The sequence below is a fragment of the Rhodovulum adriaticum genome, assembly GCF_004345735.1.
Taxonomy (GTDB): Bacteria; Pseudomonadota; Alphaproteobacteria; order Rhodobacterales; family Rhodobacteraceae; genus Rhodovulum; species Rhodovulum adriaticum.
In genome coordinates, this window is sequence record NZ_SLXL01000001.1 from 25,005 (window position 1) to 40,278 (window position 15,274).

16 protein-coding genes are annotated in these 15,274 nt (G+C 65.9%); 4 read left to right on the top strand and 12 right to left on the bottom strand.

Features of this window, described 5'->3' with window-relative positions:
- The first annotated feature begins 164 nt into the window (after positions 1-164).
- Both EV656_RS00130 and EV656_RS00135 read left to right on the top strand, forming a co-directional pair.
- Positions 165-1,214, top strand: coding sequence for a saccharopine dehydrogenase (locus tag EV656_RS00130; protein WP_132598239.1), 1,050 nt, complete (start codon positions 165-167; stop codon positions 1,212-1,214).
- Positions 1,215-1,224: 10 nt separating this feature from the next.
- Positions 1,225-2,364, top strand: a complete 1,140-nt coding sequence (locus EV656_RS00135) for a saccharopine dehydrogenase family protein (RefSeq protein WP_132598241.1) — start codon at positions 1,225-1,227, stop codon at positions 2,362-2,364.
- 102 nt (positions 2,365-2,466) lie between these two features.
- On the opposite strand, the gene EV656_RS00140 is transcribed toward EV656_RS00135, so the two are convergent.
- Genes EV656_RS00140 through EV656_RS00170 form a run of 7 tightly spaced genes read right to left on the bottom strand, consistent with a single transcriptional unit; the run spans position 2,467 to position 7,841 of the window.
- Complete coding sequence (locus EV656_RS00140) at positions 2,467-2,835, bottom strand: hypothetical protein (RefSeq protein WP_132598243.1); 369 nt, start codon at positions 2,833-2,835, stop codon at positions 2,467-2,469.
- 21 nt (positions 2,836-2,856) lie between these two features.
- On the bottom strand, positions 2,857-3,186 hold the full coding sequence (locus EV656_RS00145; RefSeq protein WP_132598245.1) for a DUF3775 domain-containing protein: 330 nt from the start codon (positions 3,184-3,186) through the stop codon (positions 2,857-2,859).
- 60 nt (positions 3,187-3,246) lie between these two features.
- Positions 3,247-3,990 (bottom strand): SDR family NAD(P)-dependent oxidoreductase, encoded by a 744-nt coding sequence (locus tag EV656_RS00150; protein ID WP_132598247.1) that lies wholly within the window; start codon positions 3,988-3,990, stop codon positions 3,247-3,249.
- Positions 3,987-4,550: a DUF3833 domain-containing protein gene (locus EV656_RS00155; RefSeq protein WP_132598249.1), complete on the bottom strand. Its 564-nt coding sequence runs from the start codon at positions 4,548-4,550 to the stop codon at positions 3,987-3,989. The genes EV656_RS00150 and EV656_RS00155 overlap by 4 nt, the downstream gene beginning before the upstream one ends.
- Positions 4,547-5,779 (bottom strand): MFS transporter, encoded by a 1,233-nt coding sequence (locus tag EV656_RS00160; protein ID WP_132598251.1) that lies wholly within the window; start codon positions 5,777-5,779, stop codon positions 4,547-4,549. Before EV656_RS00160 ends, EV656_RS00155 begins: the two co-directional genes overlap by 4 nt.
- Positions 5,779-6,543 (bottom strand): DUF1365 domain-containing protein, encoded by a 765-nt coding sequence (locus EV656_RS00165; protein WP_132598253.1) that lies wholly within the window; start codon positions 6,541-6,543, stop codon positions 5,779-5,781. The genes EV656_RS00160 and EV656_RS00165 overlap by 1 nt, the downstream gene beginning before the upstream one ends.
- Positions 6,540-7,841 (bottom strand): NAD(P)/FAD-dependent oxidoreductase, encoded by a 1,302-nt coding sequence (locus tag EV656_RS00170; RefSeq protein ID WP_132598255.1) that lies wholly within the window; start codon positions 7,839-7,841, stop codon positions 6,540-6,542. The genes EV656_RS00165 and EV656_RS00170 overlap by 4 nt, the downstream gene beginning before the upstream one ends.
- 135 nt (positions 7,842-7,976) lie before the next feature.
- Here EV656_RS00170 and EV656_RS00175 point away from each other — a divergent pair, with 135 nt between their 5' ends.
- Complete coding sequence (locus EV656_RS00175; RefSeq protein WP_132598257.1) at positions 7,977-8,627, top strand: sigma-70 family RNA polymerase sigma factor; 651 nt, start codon at positions 7,977-7,979, stop codon at positions 8,625-8,627.
- Positions 8,628-8,636: 9 nt separating this feature from the next.
- The gene (locus EV656_RS00180; protein ID WP_132598259.1) at positions 8,637-9,299 is read left to right on the top strand and encodes a ChrR family anti-sigma-E factor; all 663 of its coding nucleotides are present in this window, start codon (positions 8,637-8,639) and stop codon (positions 9,297-9,299) included.
- Positions 9,300-9,305: 6 nt separating this feature from the next.
- Here EV656_RS00180 and EV656_RS00185 read toward each other — a convergent pair whose 3' ends face one another.
- From EV656_RS00185 to EV656_RS00205, 5 genes are all read right to left on the bottom strand, one after another.
- The gene (locus EV656_RS00185; protein WP_132598261.1) at positions 9,306-10,493 is read right to left on the bottom strand and encodes a DNA recombination protein RmuC; all 1,188 of its coding nucleotides are present in this window, start codon (positions 10,491-10,493) and stop codon (positions 9,306-9,308) included.
- Positions 10,490-12,340: a DNA mismatch repair endonuclease MutL gene (gene mutL, locus EV656_RS00190; RefSeq protein ID WP_132598263.1), complete on the bottom strand. Its 1,851-nt coding sequence runs from the start codon at positions 12,338-12,340 to the stop codon at positions 10,490-10,492. The genes EV656_RS00185 and mutL overlap by 4 nt, the downstream gene beginning before the upstream one ends.
- A gap of 42 nt (positions 12,341-12,382) precedes the next feature.
- A complete protein-coding gene (locus tag EV656_RS00195) occupies positions 12,383-14,128 on the bottom strand; it encodes a sugar phosphorylase (RefSeq protein WP_132598265.1) in 1,746 nt (581 codons plus the stop codon).
- Between the two features lie 133 nt (positions 14,129-14,261).
- Positions 14,262-14,894: a DUF1523 family protein gene (locus tag EV656_RS00200; protein WP_132598267.1), complete on the bottom strand. Its 633-nt coding sequence runs from the start codon at positions 14,892-14,894 to the stop codon at positions 14,262-14,264.
- A 7-nt stretch (positions 14,895-14,901) separates the two neighbouring features.
- Positions 14,902-15,168 (bottom strand): hypothetical protein, encoded by a 267-nt coding sequence (locus EV656_RS00205; protein WP_132598269.1) that lies wholly within the window; start codon positions 15,166-15,168, stop codon positions 14,902-14,904.
- Between the last annotated feature and the right edge of the window lie 106 nt (positions 15,169-15,274).

Consider the following 15,274-nt stretch of genomic DNA (forward strand, 5'->3'; position numbering starts at 1 on the left):
CTCATCATGCCGCGGTGCAACCCTTTTCGGGCCTCCTCTGCATCGCGGCGCTGGTTGCAACGTTACGCATGCCCCCGGCCCGGTCAAGAAAAAGGTTGCCCCCCCGCCCCTTGGCCCGGCCCGGGCTTTGGCCTAGACCCAAGGGAAAGGCGAAAAGGGGACATATGGCACATCTCTGGGTCCGGGCCGAACAGCGCCCAAACGAGGAACGGGTGGGGCTGACGCCCGAGGGTGCAGCGGCCCTGATCGCGGCCGGCCACCGCGTCAGCATCGAGCAAAGCAGCGTGCGCGCAATCCCCATCCACGGCTACGCCACAGCCGGCTGCGAAATCGTCCCCGAAAACACATGGCCCGAGGCCCCGGCCGACGCGATCGTCTTCGGCCTGAAGGAATTGCCAGAAGACGGCACGCCCCTGCCCCACCGCCACATCATGTTCGGCCATGCCTACAAGGGCCAGCCCGCCGGGCGCGAATTGCTGAAACGGTTCAAGGCCGGGGGCGGCACCCTCTACGACCTGGAATACCTGGTGGACGAGAACGGGCGCCGCGTCGCGGCCTTCGGCTACTGGGCGGGCTACGCGGGCGCGGCGGTCAGCCTGCAATGCTGGGCCGCGCAACAGCGGGGCAGCATCGCCGGACCCGTGGGCGTGCATGGGTCGTCCAAAGACCTGATTGCCGCGCTGGCCGAAACGCTCGCGGGGCTTGACCGCCCCCGCGCCATCGTCATCGGCGCGCTCGGGCGCGTGGGCACCGGCGCGGCGGACCTGTGCGACGCGATGGGGGTTGCGGTCACGAAATGGGACATGGCCGAAACCGCCCATGGCGGCCCCTTCCCCGAGATCCTGGAACACGAAATCTTCCTCAACTGCATCCTGGCGATGCCGGGCACCCCGGTCTTCGTGCCGGAAACGGCGAAACGGGACGAACGCCGCCTCAGCGTGATCGGCGATATCGCCTGCGACCCGACCTCCGACTTTTCGCCGATCAAGGTCTACGACCGCGCCACCGACTGGCAAGCCCCCGCCCTGCGCGTGCATGACGCCCCGGTGCTGGACGTGACCGCCATCGACAACCTGCCCTCGATGCTGCCGGTCGAATCTTCGCAGGATTACGCGGCGCAACTGCTGCCCGCGCTGCTGGCCCTGCACGACCTTGAGACCGGCGTCTGGGGCCGGGCCAAGGCCCAGTTCGACACGCACACCGCAACGATCTGAGGAGCGCGCGATGACCATCCACTGGTGCGGCACCGGCCTTTCCGCAATCCCCGGCCTGCGCCGCCTGATCCAGGCCGACCACCCCGTCACCGTCTGGAACCGAACCCTCGACAAGGCGCAGGCGGCGGTCGGTGACCTGACCGGCGACATCCACGCCTTCGATCCCGACGCGCTGGCCGCAATTCTGGCCCCCGGCGACGTGGTGGTCTCGATGCTGCCGGCGGACTGGCACGTGCCGCTGGCCGAACTTGCCATCCACAAGGGCGCACATTTCGTCTCTTCCAGCTACATCGCGCCCGAGATGCGCGCGCTGGATCAGCGGGCCCGCGTCGCCGGTGTGGCGCTGGTCAACGAAATCGGGCTGGACCCCGGCATTGACCACCTGATGGCCCATTGGCTGATGGCCGATTACCGCGCCTCGGGCGCGCATGACCCGGAAAACGACTTTTCCTTCACCTCCTATTGCGGCGGCGTGCCGAAAATCCCCAACGCCTTCCGCTACAAGTTCAGTTGGTCGCCGCTCGGCGTGCTCAAGGCGCTGCGCTCGCCCTCCCGCTCGATCCGGGAATTTTCAGAACTGAATGTGCAACGCCCCTGGGACGCGCTCGGCCGCTATGACGCGCCCCTGCCAACCCCCGAAACGTTCGAGGTCTACCCCAACCGCGACTCGCTGCCCTTCCTGGCCGAATACGGGTTCGAACAGGGCTGGAAGGTCCGCGATTTCGTGCGCGGCACCCTGCGCCTGAACGGCTGGGCCGCGGCCTGGTCGGACATTTTCACGGAAATCGAAACCCTTCAGGGCCCCGAGGGCGAGGCCCGCCTGCGCGAGATGTCCGCCCGGCTGTGGCGCGACAACGCCTATGGCCCGGACGATCCCGACCGCGTGGTCCTGTGCGTTGCCCTGCACGTCCGCCGCGTAGGCGAAACCGTCTATCACAAGACCTACACGATGGATGCCTGGGGCGATGCGCGCGGCACGGCAATGGCGCGGCTGGTCTCGATCCCGGTCTCGCTGGCGGTCGAGGCCGTCCTGAACCGCGAGATCCCCGCCGGCGTCTCGGCCGCGCCCCGCGACCCGAAACTGATAAACCGCTTCATGGATCAGGTCGATCGCCTGGCCCAGCACCTGCAAGTGGTGGATCACACCTGAACCGGCCGCCTTCTTCTTGGAAAAATACCCCGGGGGAGTCGCCCGGAAACGGGCGACGGGGGCAGCGCCCCCACGCGTCTTGTCCCGCAAGACGCGCCCGGCTCAGAAATGCGACTTGGGCTCGTCCGGCTTGCCCGCGGCCAGCGCCAGCAGGCCACCCACCAGGCAAAAGCCGATGGGGAACATCGTGAAAACGTTGAACCCGAACCCGTGATACATCAGCGCCGCGGACACCAGCAGCAGCAGCCCGCCCCACAGGGCGCGGACCTTGGCCATCGCGCCCCCGGCAATCGCCAGCAGCGGCGCCAGAAAGCTGGTGATCCGGATCAGTTGTTCGTCATCGACCGGCCCGAACAGGTCGCCCACCTCGGCATAGTTGCGCACGACCTCGGTATAGCCGTAGCCAAAGAACCCGATGATCATGGCGACCAGCCCGCCGATGATCCCCAGCATCAATGCTGCGTTCCGCATGTGACTGCCCCTTGATGCCCCTCAGCGGTCGAAGAAATCCTCTTCGACATCCGACGGGCTGATGCCGATCGCTTCCAGCCCCGCCTCCAGGTAATCCGCGAACAGCGGCATGCCGACCAGATAGTTTTCGGTCGGCGCCGTCGCTTCCGCCTTGGCGGTGGCGATGGCCTCTTCCAGGTCGTCTGCATCGAACGTGTCCCGCCCGATCCAGGTCAACGCGACCAGGCTGGCCTTTTCGTCCTCGTTCATCGCCGCGATGAAGGCGCGCAATTCGGCCTCTGCCATGGCCTTTTCACGGGCCTGGAAGATGACCTGAACCACCTTGCGCGGGCTGATCTGCAACTCGTCCATTTTGCCTCCTCCGAACGGGCGCCCAGTGTCGCGCGCGCCCGCCGGATGCACAAGCCCCTGTCAGCGCTTCTTCGGTGCGAAAAGCGGGTAATACAGCCCCTCGGGCAGGAACTGCGACAGGCGGAACAACCACGAAAACAGCAGCGGGAAGCTGCGGGCAAACCCGTCGGACATCATGTGCTCGACGATCTCGCGCGCGGCGGCCTCGGGCTCCTTGATGAAGGGCATGTCGAAATCGTTCTTGTCGGTCAGCCGCGTGCGGACAAAGCCGGGGTTGACCAGCTGCACCTTTACGCCGGTGCCGCGCAGGTCGGCGTGCAGGCTTTCGGCCAGCGACATCACCCCCGCCTTGGAGGCGCAGTAACCAACCGCGCCGGGCAACCCGCGGAAACCCGACAGGCTGCCGGTCATCACGATGTGGCCCGCGTCGCGTTCCACGAAATAGGGCACCACCTGCCCCAGAACCCGCGCCGCGCCGGTAAAGTTGATGTCGCACATCGCCTCTACCTGCTCGGCATTCCAGTCCTGCGCCGATTGCGGCCAGTAGACCCCGGCCAGGAACACCATGCCGTCGATCTGGCCCACCTGTTCGAACGCGGCCTTGACCGAGGCGCTGTCGGACACGTCCATCGCGACCACGTCGGCCCTGCGCGGCAGCGCCTCGGCCAGTTCTTCCAGGCGCTCTGTGCTCCGCGCGCTCAACACCAGTTGCGCGCCCATCGTCGCCAGACGCTCGGCCACGGCCCGGCCCAGGCCCTCGCTTGCTCCAACGATCCAGTAGCGTTTGCCGATCAGTTCCGTCACGCCGCCTCCTTCGGGCGCATGGTCGCGACCAGCTCGGCGACGGGAATGCCGAACTTGCGGAACTGGCTACGATTCATGATCGCCCCGTTTTCCATCAGATACATCCAGTCAATGGCATCCAGCACATGTCCGCCCGAATCCTCGGGCAGCCGGATGCGATAGCGCAGATGTACCCCCGATCCTTTCTGCATACCATGTCCGGACCCCACCAAATCGGGGGCCTCGGCCGTGATCGCCCCATCATTTCCCAGTTTGAAGGTCCAACTGCGGCTTTGGGTAGCACCGCTGTCATAGCGGAATTCCTCGGTCATCACGCCGGTATTGCCGTCCCAGCGGGCCTCCATGTCCGCCACGAATCGCGAGGTCACGCGCCCCGTGGGGCCGTAGATCACGCCCTCGCACAGGATCGGGCCGTTCAGGTGGCGCGGCAGGTCGAATTCGGGGCCCTTTCCGGCGTAATCCCCGGCGGTTTGCGCGCGAAAGCTCAGCCGGCTGCCCTTCAGCCAGACCAGCGCCATAACCGCCAGCGCGCCCAGCACGAATGCAACGATGAATGTCATCCCGTTTCCTCCCTTTTCAGCGGCACCGCGGCCAGCAGTGCGATCCCCATCAGTTTCAGGGCGCAGGGCACCAGCGCGTACAGAACGCCCAGCATGACCAGCGCAGATGCGTCGTTTTCGGCCCCCGCGCGGAATCCGGCGGCCTCCAGCAGCGGAAGTAGCGTGACCGCGGCAAAAGCCAGCGTGAATTTCGACACGAAGGACCACAGCCCAAAGGCCTGCCCCGCATTGGGCGCGATCTGCGCCATGCGCCCGGCGAAAATCGCGGGCAACAACGTCATGTCCGCCCCCAACGCCGCGCCAGAGGCCAGGCAGATGACCGCAAAGGGCACCAGATCGCCCGCCCCCAGCGTCGCGGCAAAGCCAAAGGCCACGATGGACAGCACCATGCCCGACAGCAGCGTGCGCTTGGCCCCCAAGCGCTGCGCCAGCCGCCCCCACAGCGGGGCCGAGGCCGCCGCAGCGAGGAAGAACAGCAGCAACAGCGGCCCCTCCCACCCCGGCGCGGCCAGGCGGCTTTCGACAAAGAACAGGAACAGGGTCGAGGTTACGGCCACCGGCGTCGCGTTCAGCAGCGCCACCAGCAACAGCCGCCGTGCAATGGGATCGGCCAGCACCGCGCGCAGGTTCGACGGCTCTGGCGCGCGGGCCATGCCCCATTCGCGCCGCATCGCCCAGACCGCCAGCAGGGCCAGCCCGACAAACCCCACCGCAAAGGCGGCAAAAGGCGCCTCGCTGACCGCGACCAGCGCGGTTGGCGCCACGGCCGCCGCGCTGACGCCCAGCAGCGCCCCGGTTTCCCGCCAGGCGGCCAGCCGGACATGCCCGCCCCGCCCCATCCGCGCGGCGCGTGCCACGCCCTGCGCGTAAAAGGTGATGGTCAGGAAACTGAACGCGGTGAACAGCCCCGTCAGCGTCAGCCCGAACCACAGCAGCGGCGCCACCGGCGGCGTGACGGCAAAAAGCGCCACCATGGAGACCGCCAGCAGCGCCACGCCAAATCCGACCGCCAGCCCACGCACCCGGCGCAGCCGTTCCGACAGCCAGCCAAGGGCGGGATCCTGCACCACGTCGAACAGCCGCAGCCCGAACAGCACCGCGCCCAGGGCGGCCAGGCTGACGCCATATTCATCGACATAGAATTTCGGCGCGTGGATATAGATCGGCAGCCCCGCCGAGGCCAACAGCGCCGCGAACAGCGCATAGCCGGGCAGCGGGGCTGTGGCCATCAACTGACCTCTTCGGTCGGCGGCTCGGGCCGCTTGCGATAGCCGGCGCGTTTCAGGAACAGCACCAGCGCGTGCCAGTGGATCAGCGCCAGCACCCGCCGCGAACCAAAGGGCCGGCGCAGCATCCCGCGCAGGATCGCCCCGTCGGTCAGCGGCTTGCGCGGGCCGGTCAGCGTTGCATAAAGCCCCAGTTCTTCATCGGCCGAATAGTCGATCCAGATCCCGATCTTGTCCGGCCGAATGTCAAAGCGGAACCGATATCCCCCCTCGATCGGCAGGAAGGGGGAGACATGGAAGATCTTGACCGCGGTCAGGATGTCGCTGGACTCGATCGGGCGCTGGTCGGGGTGGTGGCACAGATAGGAATGCCGGTCGCCCCAGGGGTTGTTCACCTCGGCGATCACGACGCGCAGGGTGTCGTCCTTGCCGTAGCACAGCCAGAAGCTGACCGGGTTGAATTCATGCCCCATCACACGCGGTATGGTCAGCAACTCGATCCGGCCCTTGACCGCGAATAGGTCATGGGCGGCCAGTACCTCGCGCACCCATTCCGCGCCGCGCCCCTCGCCATACGGCCCGCCATGGTCGCGGTCCCAGACCGACATCCAGTTCTTTTCGTTCAGCGAAAACCGGCCGGGCATCTTCAGCCCCTCGGCCTCGGGCTGGTACAGGACGTAATCGACCGTGTGCCGCAGCTTGTGTTTCACCTTGCCGCGGCGCTGGTGAAAGGTCGTGCCCTTCACATGTTCGACGATTGCATTCATGCCGCCACCGTTTCGGGCTGACGCTGCCGCATGGCCTCGACCACGTCGACGGCGCTGGCCAGCCCGTCCTCATGGAATCCGTTCTTCATCCACGCGCCGCAGACCCAGGTGCGGTTCGCCCCGTTCATCGCGCGCAGCGTTTCCTGCGCCTGCAACGCCGGGCCGTCATAGACCGGATGGCGGAAGGTCACCGTGTCATAGATCAAGTCTTCGCGGATCGGACGTTGGGCGTTGAGCGTGACGAACATCGGGTCGCTTTCGGGGATCGGCTGCAGCGAGTTCATCCAGTAGGTCAGGTCGATCCGATCGCTGTGCTTGCCGGTTTCCTCGGTATAGTTCCAGCTGGCCCAGGCGGCGCGGCGTTTGGGCATCAGCGCCGTGTCGGCATGCAGCACGGCCTGGTTGGGCTGATAGCGCACCGCGCCCAGAGCGGCGCGTTCCTCGGGCGTGGCATCGGACAGCAGCGCCAGCGTATCATCGGAATGGGTGGCAAGGATCACCTCGTCGAACCGTTCCCACTCGCCCCCCTGGGCGCGGACCTCTGCCCCGCCTTGCACGCGGCGCACACCCTGAACCGGGGCCGACAGGCGGATATCTGCGCCCTTGGCGCGCAAAGCGGCCTCGACCCGGCGGACATATTCGACCGACCCGCCCTTGACCGTGTACCACTGGTGCTGGCCCTTGTGCGACAACAGCGCGTGGTTCTGGAAAAACCGGATCATCGCATGGGCCGGGAAATCCAGGATGCCCTTGGACGGCGTGGACCAGATCGCCCCCGACAGCGGCAGCAGATAGCGGTCGCGGAACCAGTCGCCGGTGCCCAGTTCGGCCAGGAACTCGCCGATGGTGGCGCCGGGCATGCGGTCGGCCACGCTCAGCGCCTGCGCGTTGAATTTCAGCACGTCGCGCAACATACCCAGGAATTTCGGGCTCAGCGCGTTGGACGGCTGGGCGAAAACCGCGCGCAGGTTCTTCAGCCCGTATTCAAAGGCGCCACCGTCCAGCGAGGCGCCAAAGCTCATGTCCGATTTCGCGACCGGCACGTCCAGATCGCCGAACAGGCGGGTCATGTGCGGGTAGTTGACGTAGTTGAACACGATAAAGCCGGTATCGACCGGCTGATCGCCGTTCTTGCCCGCGATCACCGTGCGGGCATGGCCGCCCAGCCGGTTTTCGGCCTCAAACAGCGTGACATGGGTGTCTTTCCCCAACAGATGCGCGGCCCCCAGGCCGGAAATCCCCGCACCGATGACGGCGATGCGCCGGGGGGCGGCGCCCGCTGCGGTTTCGAATGGCATATGTCCCTGCTCCTGCTCTGTCTGCCGCTGGCAAATCGGTTTGTTGTCCGCGCGATCCTAGTAGGTAGGTGCCCGCGCCGAAGATCAAAGAACAAAAATGGTGATCCAATCCCCGACCTGCTGCGTATCACGGTCATGTTAAACGGGCCACATGCCGTCGAGAAATCGGATGCAGTCCTTGTGGGGCGGGATTATCCTGTTCCCATGGCGCAGAACGAACCCCCGAAGGCACCGCCCGTGAAAGAGGAAACGACGCCCGAAGCGCACTGGGTCAATCTGGTGCAGGCCGTCAAGACCCGCAAGGACCAGCGGGCCTTTGCCAGCCTGTTCGCCCACTTCGCCCCGCGCGTAAAGGCGTTTCTGATGAAATCGGGGGCCGACCCGGCCCTCGCCGAGGAGGTGGCACAGGACGTGATGGCAACGCTTTGGCACAAGGCGCACATGTTCGATCCCGAACGGGCCAGCGTGGCGACATGGATCTTTACCATCGCCCGCAACCGGCGGATCGACGTGCTGCGCAAGAGCCGGCGACCGGAACCCGAGGATCTACCATGGGGGCCGGAACACGAACCCGATCAGGCCGACACCATCGCGCTGCAACAGGAAAGCGAACAACTGGGCAAGGCGCTGGCCGCCCTGCCCGAAAACCAGCGCGTGCTGATCGAACGGGCCTATTTCGGCGAGTTTTCGCATAGCGAGATTGCCGCCGAAACGGGCCTGCCGCTGGGCACGATCAAATCGCGGATACGGCTGGCCCTGGAACGCCTGCGCCAAGAAATGAACTGAAAGATGACGATGACCATGAAGATCAAGCATCACCTGACCGACGAGCTGCTGATGGCCTATGCCGCGGGTTCTCTGCCCGAGGCCTTCAGCCTGGTCGTCGCAACCCATGTGTCCATGTGCGACGAGTGCCGCGCCCGCCTGGCCGAGTATGAGGCCGTCGGCGGTGCGGTGCTGGAGGATACCGGCACTCCCGAGATGGATGCCGGCAGCCTGGAGGCCACGCTGCGCCTGATCGGCGAGATGCGCGAGGCCGAAGAGGCCGAAACCGCCGCCCCCGCCCCGCAGGCATCGGGCCTGTTCCCGCAGCCGCTGCGCGACTATGTCGGCGGCGATCTGGACGCGGTGGAATGGCGGTCGGTCGGGGGCAAGGTGCGCCAGGCGGTTCTGCCCACCGACAAGGGCGCCGCGGCCCGGCTGCTGTATATTCCCGCGGGCGCGGCGATGCCCGATCACGGCCATTCCGGCATGGAACTGACCATGGTGCTGCAAGGCGCGTTCGAGGATGCGGACGGCTATTTCGGCCGCGGCGATGTCGAGGTCGCGGGCGAAGAGATGGAACATACCCCCGTCGCCGCCCCCGGCGCCGATTGCGTATGCCTGGTGGCGACCGACGCGCCGCTGAAATTCAGCGGGTTCCTGCCGCGCATGGCGCAGCCCTTCATCGGGATCTGATCGGGGTCAGGGTCTGGGTTTGCCCAGGGCAACGACCTTGGCCTCGTCCGCCGCCAGATCCTCGAAATCGAAATTGTCCAGCCGCGCGGCCCGCTTGCCCGCGCGTTCGGCGGCGGTACCAATCCCGTCCAGATCGGCGCGTGCCTGGTTGAAATGGGTGTTCAGCTTGTCCACCCGTTCGACCACCAGTTCCACATCCCGGTGCAGCAGTTTCAGCGTCTTGCGGATCGCGCCCGCCTGTTCGCGCATCCGGGCGTCCTTCAGGATCGCGCGCATCGTGTTCAGCGTCGCCATGCAGGTGGTGGGCGACACGATCCAGACCCGCGCGGCAAACCCCTCGCGCACCAGTTCGGGGAAATTGGCGTGCAGTTCGGCATAGACCGCCTCGGACGGCAGGAACATCAGCGCGCCGTCGGCGGTTTCGCCCTCAAGGATATACTTCTCGGAAATCGCCTTGATATGGGTGCGGACAGAGGTGCGCAGTTGTTTCGCGGCCTCGTTCAGTTCCCATTGGGTGTCAGCCCGGCGCAGGGCCTCGTAGGCCTCCAGCGGAAACTTCGAATCGATCACGATCGGCCCCGGCGGATTGGGCAGGTGGATCAGGCAATCGGCCCGCTTGCCATTCGACAGCGTGACCTGCATCCCGTAGCTGTCCGCGGGCAGCGCCTTGGCCACGATGTCGTGCAACTGGATCTCGCCAAAGGCACCGCGGGTCTGCTTGTTCGACAGAATATCCTGCAACGACAGCACGTCGCCCGACAGTTTTTCGATATTGGCCTGCGCCTTGTCGATGGTGGCCAGCCGCTGCTGCAACTCGCCGAGGGAATGCGCCGTGCGGCGCGAGGCACCTTGCAGGTTCTGGTTCATCTGCTCGCTGACCTGGCCCAGCCGGGCCTCCATCAGCTTCAGCATGTTCGCCTGGCTGGCCGATTGCGCCTCTGCGACATGGGTCAGGCCACCGGCCAGCTTGTGCTGACCGTCGCCCAGCGCCTCTACCCGGCGGGCCAGTTGATCCATCTGGTAGATCAGCGGTTCCGCCAACTGCGCAGACCGTCCGGCCCGGCGCACGGCAAGGAACAGCAGGACCAGCACCAGCAAGACCAGCGCAGCCGCGCCCCCGGCGGCCAGAACCTGCGGATCGGTCCATTGATAGACCCTGTCGCCTATGACGATCTGTTCCCCGATCTGAATCATGTGCGCCCGAATAGCCTTTCGATATCGGCCAGCCGCAATTCCACATAGGTCGGCCGCCCGTGGTTGCACTGGCCCGAATGGGGCGTGGCCTCCATCTCGCGCAACAGCGCGTTCATCTCGTCCACCCGCATCCGGCGGCCAGAGCGGATAGAGCCATGACACGCCACACGGCTAAGGATCGCCTCGATCCGGGCTTGCAGGGTCTGGCTGTCGCCCAGATCCGACAACTCGTCCACGATATCGCGGATCAGCGCCTCGGCGTTCACCTCGCCCAGCAGGGCGGGGGTTTCGCGCACGGCGACCGTTCCGGGGCCGAAGGGTTCCAGCGTCAGGCCCAGCCGGGCCAGCGTGTCCGCATGATCCATCAACGCCGCGGCGTCGCCCTCGGACAGGGTCACGATTTCGGGGATCAGCAGCGCCTGCGCAGCAACGCCGGTTTCGGCCATCTGGCGTTTCAGTTTCTCGTAGACCAGCCGTTCATGGGCGGCGTGCTGATCGACGATGACCATGCCGGTTTCGGTCTGGGCGATGATGTAGTTTTCATGCACCTGCGCACGCGCCGCGCCCAACGGCAGGGCGGTCGCCTCTGGCGCGGGCTCTGCCCCCTCAAACCGGGCCGAGGGTTCGGCCAGTTCGCCCCCCAGCGGCGCCTGTGCATGTTCCGGCAGCGGGGCCTGCGCAGCAAAGGCGGCGGAGATCGCCCCACGGCTGGGGCGGTCCATCTGGTAGACGCGGGGGGAAACGGGTTCGGGCCGCATCGCGCCCAGCGTCGCCCCCGCCACAGTGGTCGATGCCCGGTGCCCCGCCTCGGCCAGCGCATGGCGCAGGGCGGACACGATCAGCCCCCGCACCACGCCCGGCGCACGAAAGCGGACCTCGGCCTTGGCCGGGTGCACGTTCACATCCACCAGATGCGGGTCGCATTCAACGAACAGCACCGCCGCCGGGTGCCGGTCGCGCGACAGGAAATCGGCATAGGCCCCGCGCAGCGCACCCACCAGCAGCTTGTCCCGCACAGGGCGGCCATTGACGAACAGATATTGCGCCACCGACGAGCCGCGCGAATAGGTCGGCAGGGCAGCATAGCCCGTCAACGTGATCTCTTCGCGGGTGGCCCCGATCGGCAGGGCGTTTTCGGCAAACTCGTTGCCCAACACCCGCGCCAGCCGCCGGTGCAGCGCGTCGAACAGATCGCCGGTTTCCGCGTCGGCGCGGAAGGTCACGCGCCCCTCGCCCCCGCCCGAGACATCGCGCAAGGTGAACCCAACGAAGGGTTCGGCCATCGCCAGCCGCTTCACCACGTCGGAAATCGCCTGCGCCTCGGCCCGGTCGGAGCGCAGGAATTTCAGCCGCGCGGGCGTGGCGTAGAACAGATCGCGCAATTCAACCACGGTGCCCTGCGACAGGGCGGCGGGCGCGACCGCCCCCATCTGGCCGCCAGACACGGTGATGCGCGCGCCCTCGCCCCCCGCAACGCGCGAGGTGATGGCCAGCCGCCCCACCGCCCCCAGCGAGGGCAACGCCTCGCCCCGGAAACCAAAGCTGTGGATATCCAGCAGGTCGCTGCCGTCGATCTTGGACGTGGCGTGCCGGGCCAGCGCCAAGGGCAGATCATCCGCCGGGATGCCGCAGCCGTCGTCGGTGACGCGGATCAGCGTCTTGCCGCCCTCGGCATGGGCCACCTCGATCCGTCGGGCACCCGCGTCCAAGGCGTTTTCCACCAGTTCCTTGACCGCAGAGGCCGGGCGTTCCACCACCTCGCCCGCGGCGATACGGTTGATTGCCCCCTCGTCAAGCTGACGAATTCTGGGGGTATCTGCATGTATGTTGGGGGCGGGCGAATTCATGCCCCAACAGATAGCATGCCCTCGCGCGATTCGGCCATGGGCTCAGCCGCGGTTGGTGATCCAGCGGCACTGATAGGGGGCAAAGGGAATTTCCGGCCCGGTGGGCGAGATCGTTTCGCCCGACAGCAGGTCCACCCAATCCTCGCCCCCGATCAGGTTGATGGAAATGGGCGGCACGAACACCTCTTCGCAGCTGACATTGTGCAGGGCAAAGATCGACTGGTCGCGGTCCAGGCTTTGCCGCCACAACCCGAACAGACGGTGATCCAGGTGCAGGGTGAACTGCGTCGCGTTGGGGTGAAAGGCGGGTTGCTGACGGCGGATCTCGATCCTGCGGCGCATGTGGCGCAACACCTGCGCCTGGGTCGAATCCGGATCCTCCAGCCGGGCCAGCAGCGTGGGATAATCCCAGCGATGCCGGTTGATCGCGCGTTTCACCCCGGTCTTTTCCACCCCGGCATGGTCATTGGGCGTGCCCAGCATCGAGTGGATGTAAAAGGCCGGGATGCCCTCCAGCGCCATCACGATGGTCTGGGAACACAGGAACCGTTCCAACTGGTGCGCGTCCTCACCGGCAAAGGTGCCCTTCATCGCGTCGAACCAGGTTATGTTCAGTTCATAGGGCGCCTCGCCCCCGCCGTTCAGGGTGCGCATCGACACCTCGCCGCCAAAGGACCGGACCGCCCCGATGATCTGGCCGATCTCTTCCTCGGGCAACAAACCCTCTACGGGCCGCATGCCGATCCCGTCATGGGACGCGGTAAAGTTCAGATAGGCACAGCCCAGTTGCGCAGGCGGCATCGTCGCCTGCCAGCGGTGCAGGTATTGCGCGGTGCCCGACATCAGCGCGTGCAGGATCAGTGGCGGCAGGGAAAAGTTGTAGACCGCGTGCGCCTCGTTCCGGTTGCCGAAATAGGACAGGTTTTCGACGTTGGGCACGTTGGTTTCGGTCAGCAGAATGATCGGTTCCACCGCGAAATCGCACAACACCCGCATCAACTGCACGATCGCGTGGGTCTGCGGCATGTGGATCGAGGGCGTACCGGCCTCTTTCCACAGAAAGGCCACCGCATCCAGCCGCACGATGCGGATGCCGTTGTCGACATGCAGCCGCATGATCCGCAGGAATTCCAGCAGCACCTCGGGGTTGCGGAAATCCAGGTCCACCTGATCGTGACTGAAGGTGCACCAGACATGGCGCACCCCGTTCACCGTTTCGACCTCGCGCAGCAGGGGGCTGGTGCGCGGGCGCACCACCGGCGACAGATCGTCCTCCGGCGAGGCCTCGAAGAAGAAGCGGTCATAGGGCGGCTGGCCCTGCCGGTAGGCGTTGAACCAGGCCGACTGGCTGGACACATGGTTCAGCACCAGATCCGACATCACCGTGAAATCCCCGGCAATCCGGTTGATGTCGGCCCAGTCGCCCAGGTTGGAATTGACCGCCCGGTAATCGGTGACCGCGAACCCGTCATCCGAGGTAAAGGGAAAGAAGGGCAGAATATGCACCGAACTGACCGTGCCCCGCAGGTAGTGGTGCAGAAAGTCGTGCAGCAGGTCCAGCGGCTTGTGCTGGCCGTCCTGGATGGAATTGCCATAGGTGATGACCATCGCGTCATGGGGCGACCACAGCCGGTTGGACGGCGTGCGTGCCCGGCGCCGGGGGTGGCTGCCCTCGGGCCAAAAGGCCTCGATCACGTTGTTGACCAGCAGATCGCGGTCGGTCTCGGGATAGACGCGGCCGATCAGGTCGGCCAGCTTCATCCGCAGGTTTTGAGAGGGTTCGGGCATCTGCGCTTGGACTTTGCTTTGCCGTCACCCTTGCGCGGCACTGCGGCAAAGGCAAGGCGGCGCGTCGTGAAACGCGCCGCCGAAAGGGTCGAATGCCCAATATTCAGGCAAGTAGTGGCCGCGCGCGCGGTCCTCAGCGCCGCTTGCCCCCGAATATCCGCTTGAAGATCCCCTCGGCCCGGTCATCCACGCTTTCCATAAAATCGCCGGCCTCATCGATCAGCGGTTCGATCCGGTCCTCTTTGAACCGGGCCAGGATCCGCCAGATCCACAACGCGATCAGCGCCAGGACGGACAGGAACACGATGTTGAACCACGGGATGATCGTCACCTCGGGGCTGTCGACCTCGCGCAGCTTGACCGCGTTGGGATAGATCGACAGGTACTCGTTGCGCCACCCGTAATGGGTCACGACCATCCATTGCGGGGCGTCCCGGGTCGAAACCGCATCGCGGGCCAGGGCCTGCAGGTTGGAACTGTTGACCTTGAAATAGGGCGGCCAGCCCCAGCCGGTATCCTCGTTACGATAGACGTTGGGATCGCCATCGGGCGTGAAGCTCTCGATGAACATCACGTCGCGGTTGGCGCTGCCCTCTTGCATCCCGGGCGTGGACCGCGCCCAGAAGATCGAGTTGTCGCCGTAATCGATCCGGCGCACATCGGTATTGGTGATGCGGACGATATCGTGCTGCGGCAGCGTGTAGTGCAGGAAGGACGCCACCAGCGCGGCAATCACCGCAAGGAAGGTCCATTTGACGTAAACCATTGCAGCCTCACATGTAATTCGTGATATAGATGATCGCGCCGACAACGATGGTCGGCACGACGTAAACCCCCAGGATCAGCTTGCGGCGCAGCGAGGCGTCGTATTCCTCCAGCCCCTCGCGGACAAAGGCGGCCCGGTCGCCCTGACGGATGTCCTGATCCCATTCGCGTTCCAGTTTGCCGCGCCGCACGGCACGCGAATAGAGCGACAGGCTGACATAGACCACTGTCAGGGCGATGAAGCCCAGGATCACAAAGCGCAAGAGCGCGATCATCGCTGCCCCTTTCCGGACGGGAACCCGTCACCCTCTGCCCGACAATATAGGTCAACCGCGCGGCGTTTTGCACCCTTTCGCCTTGCTGCGGCGCAAGGGCGCGGGG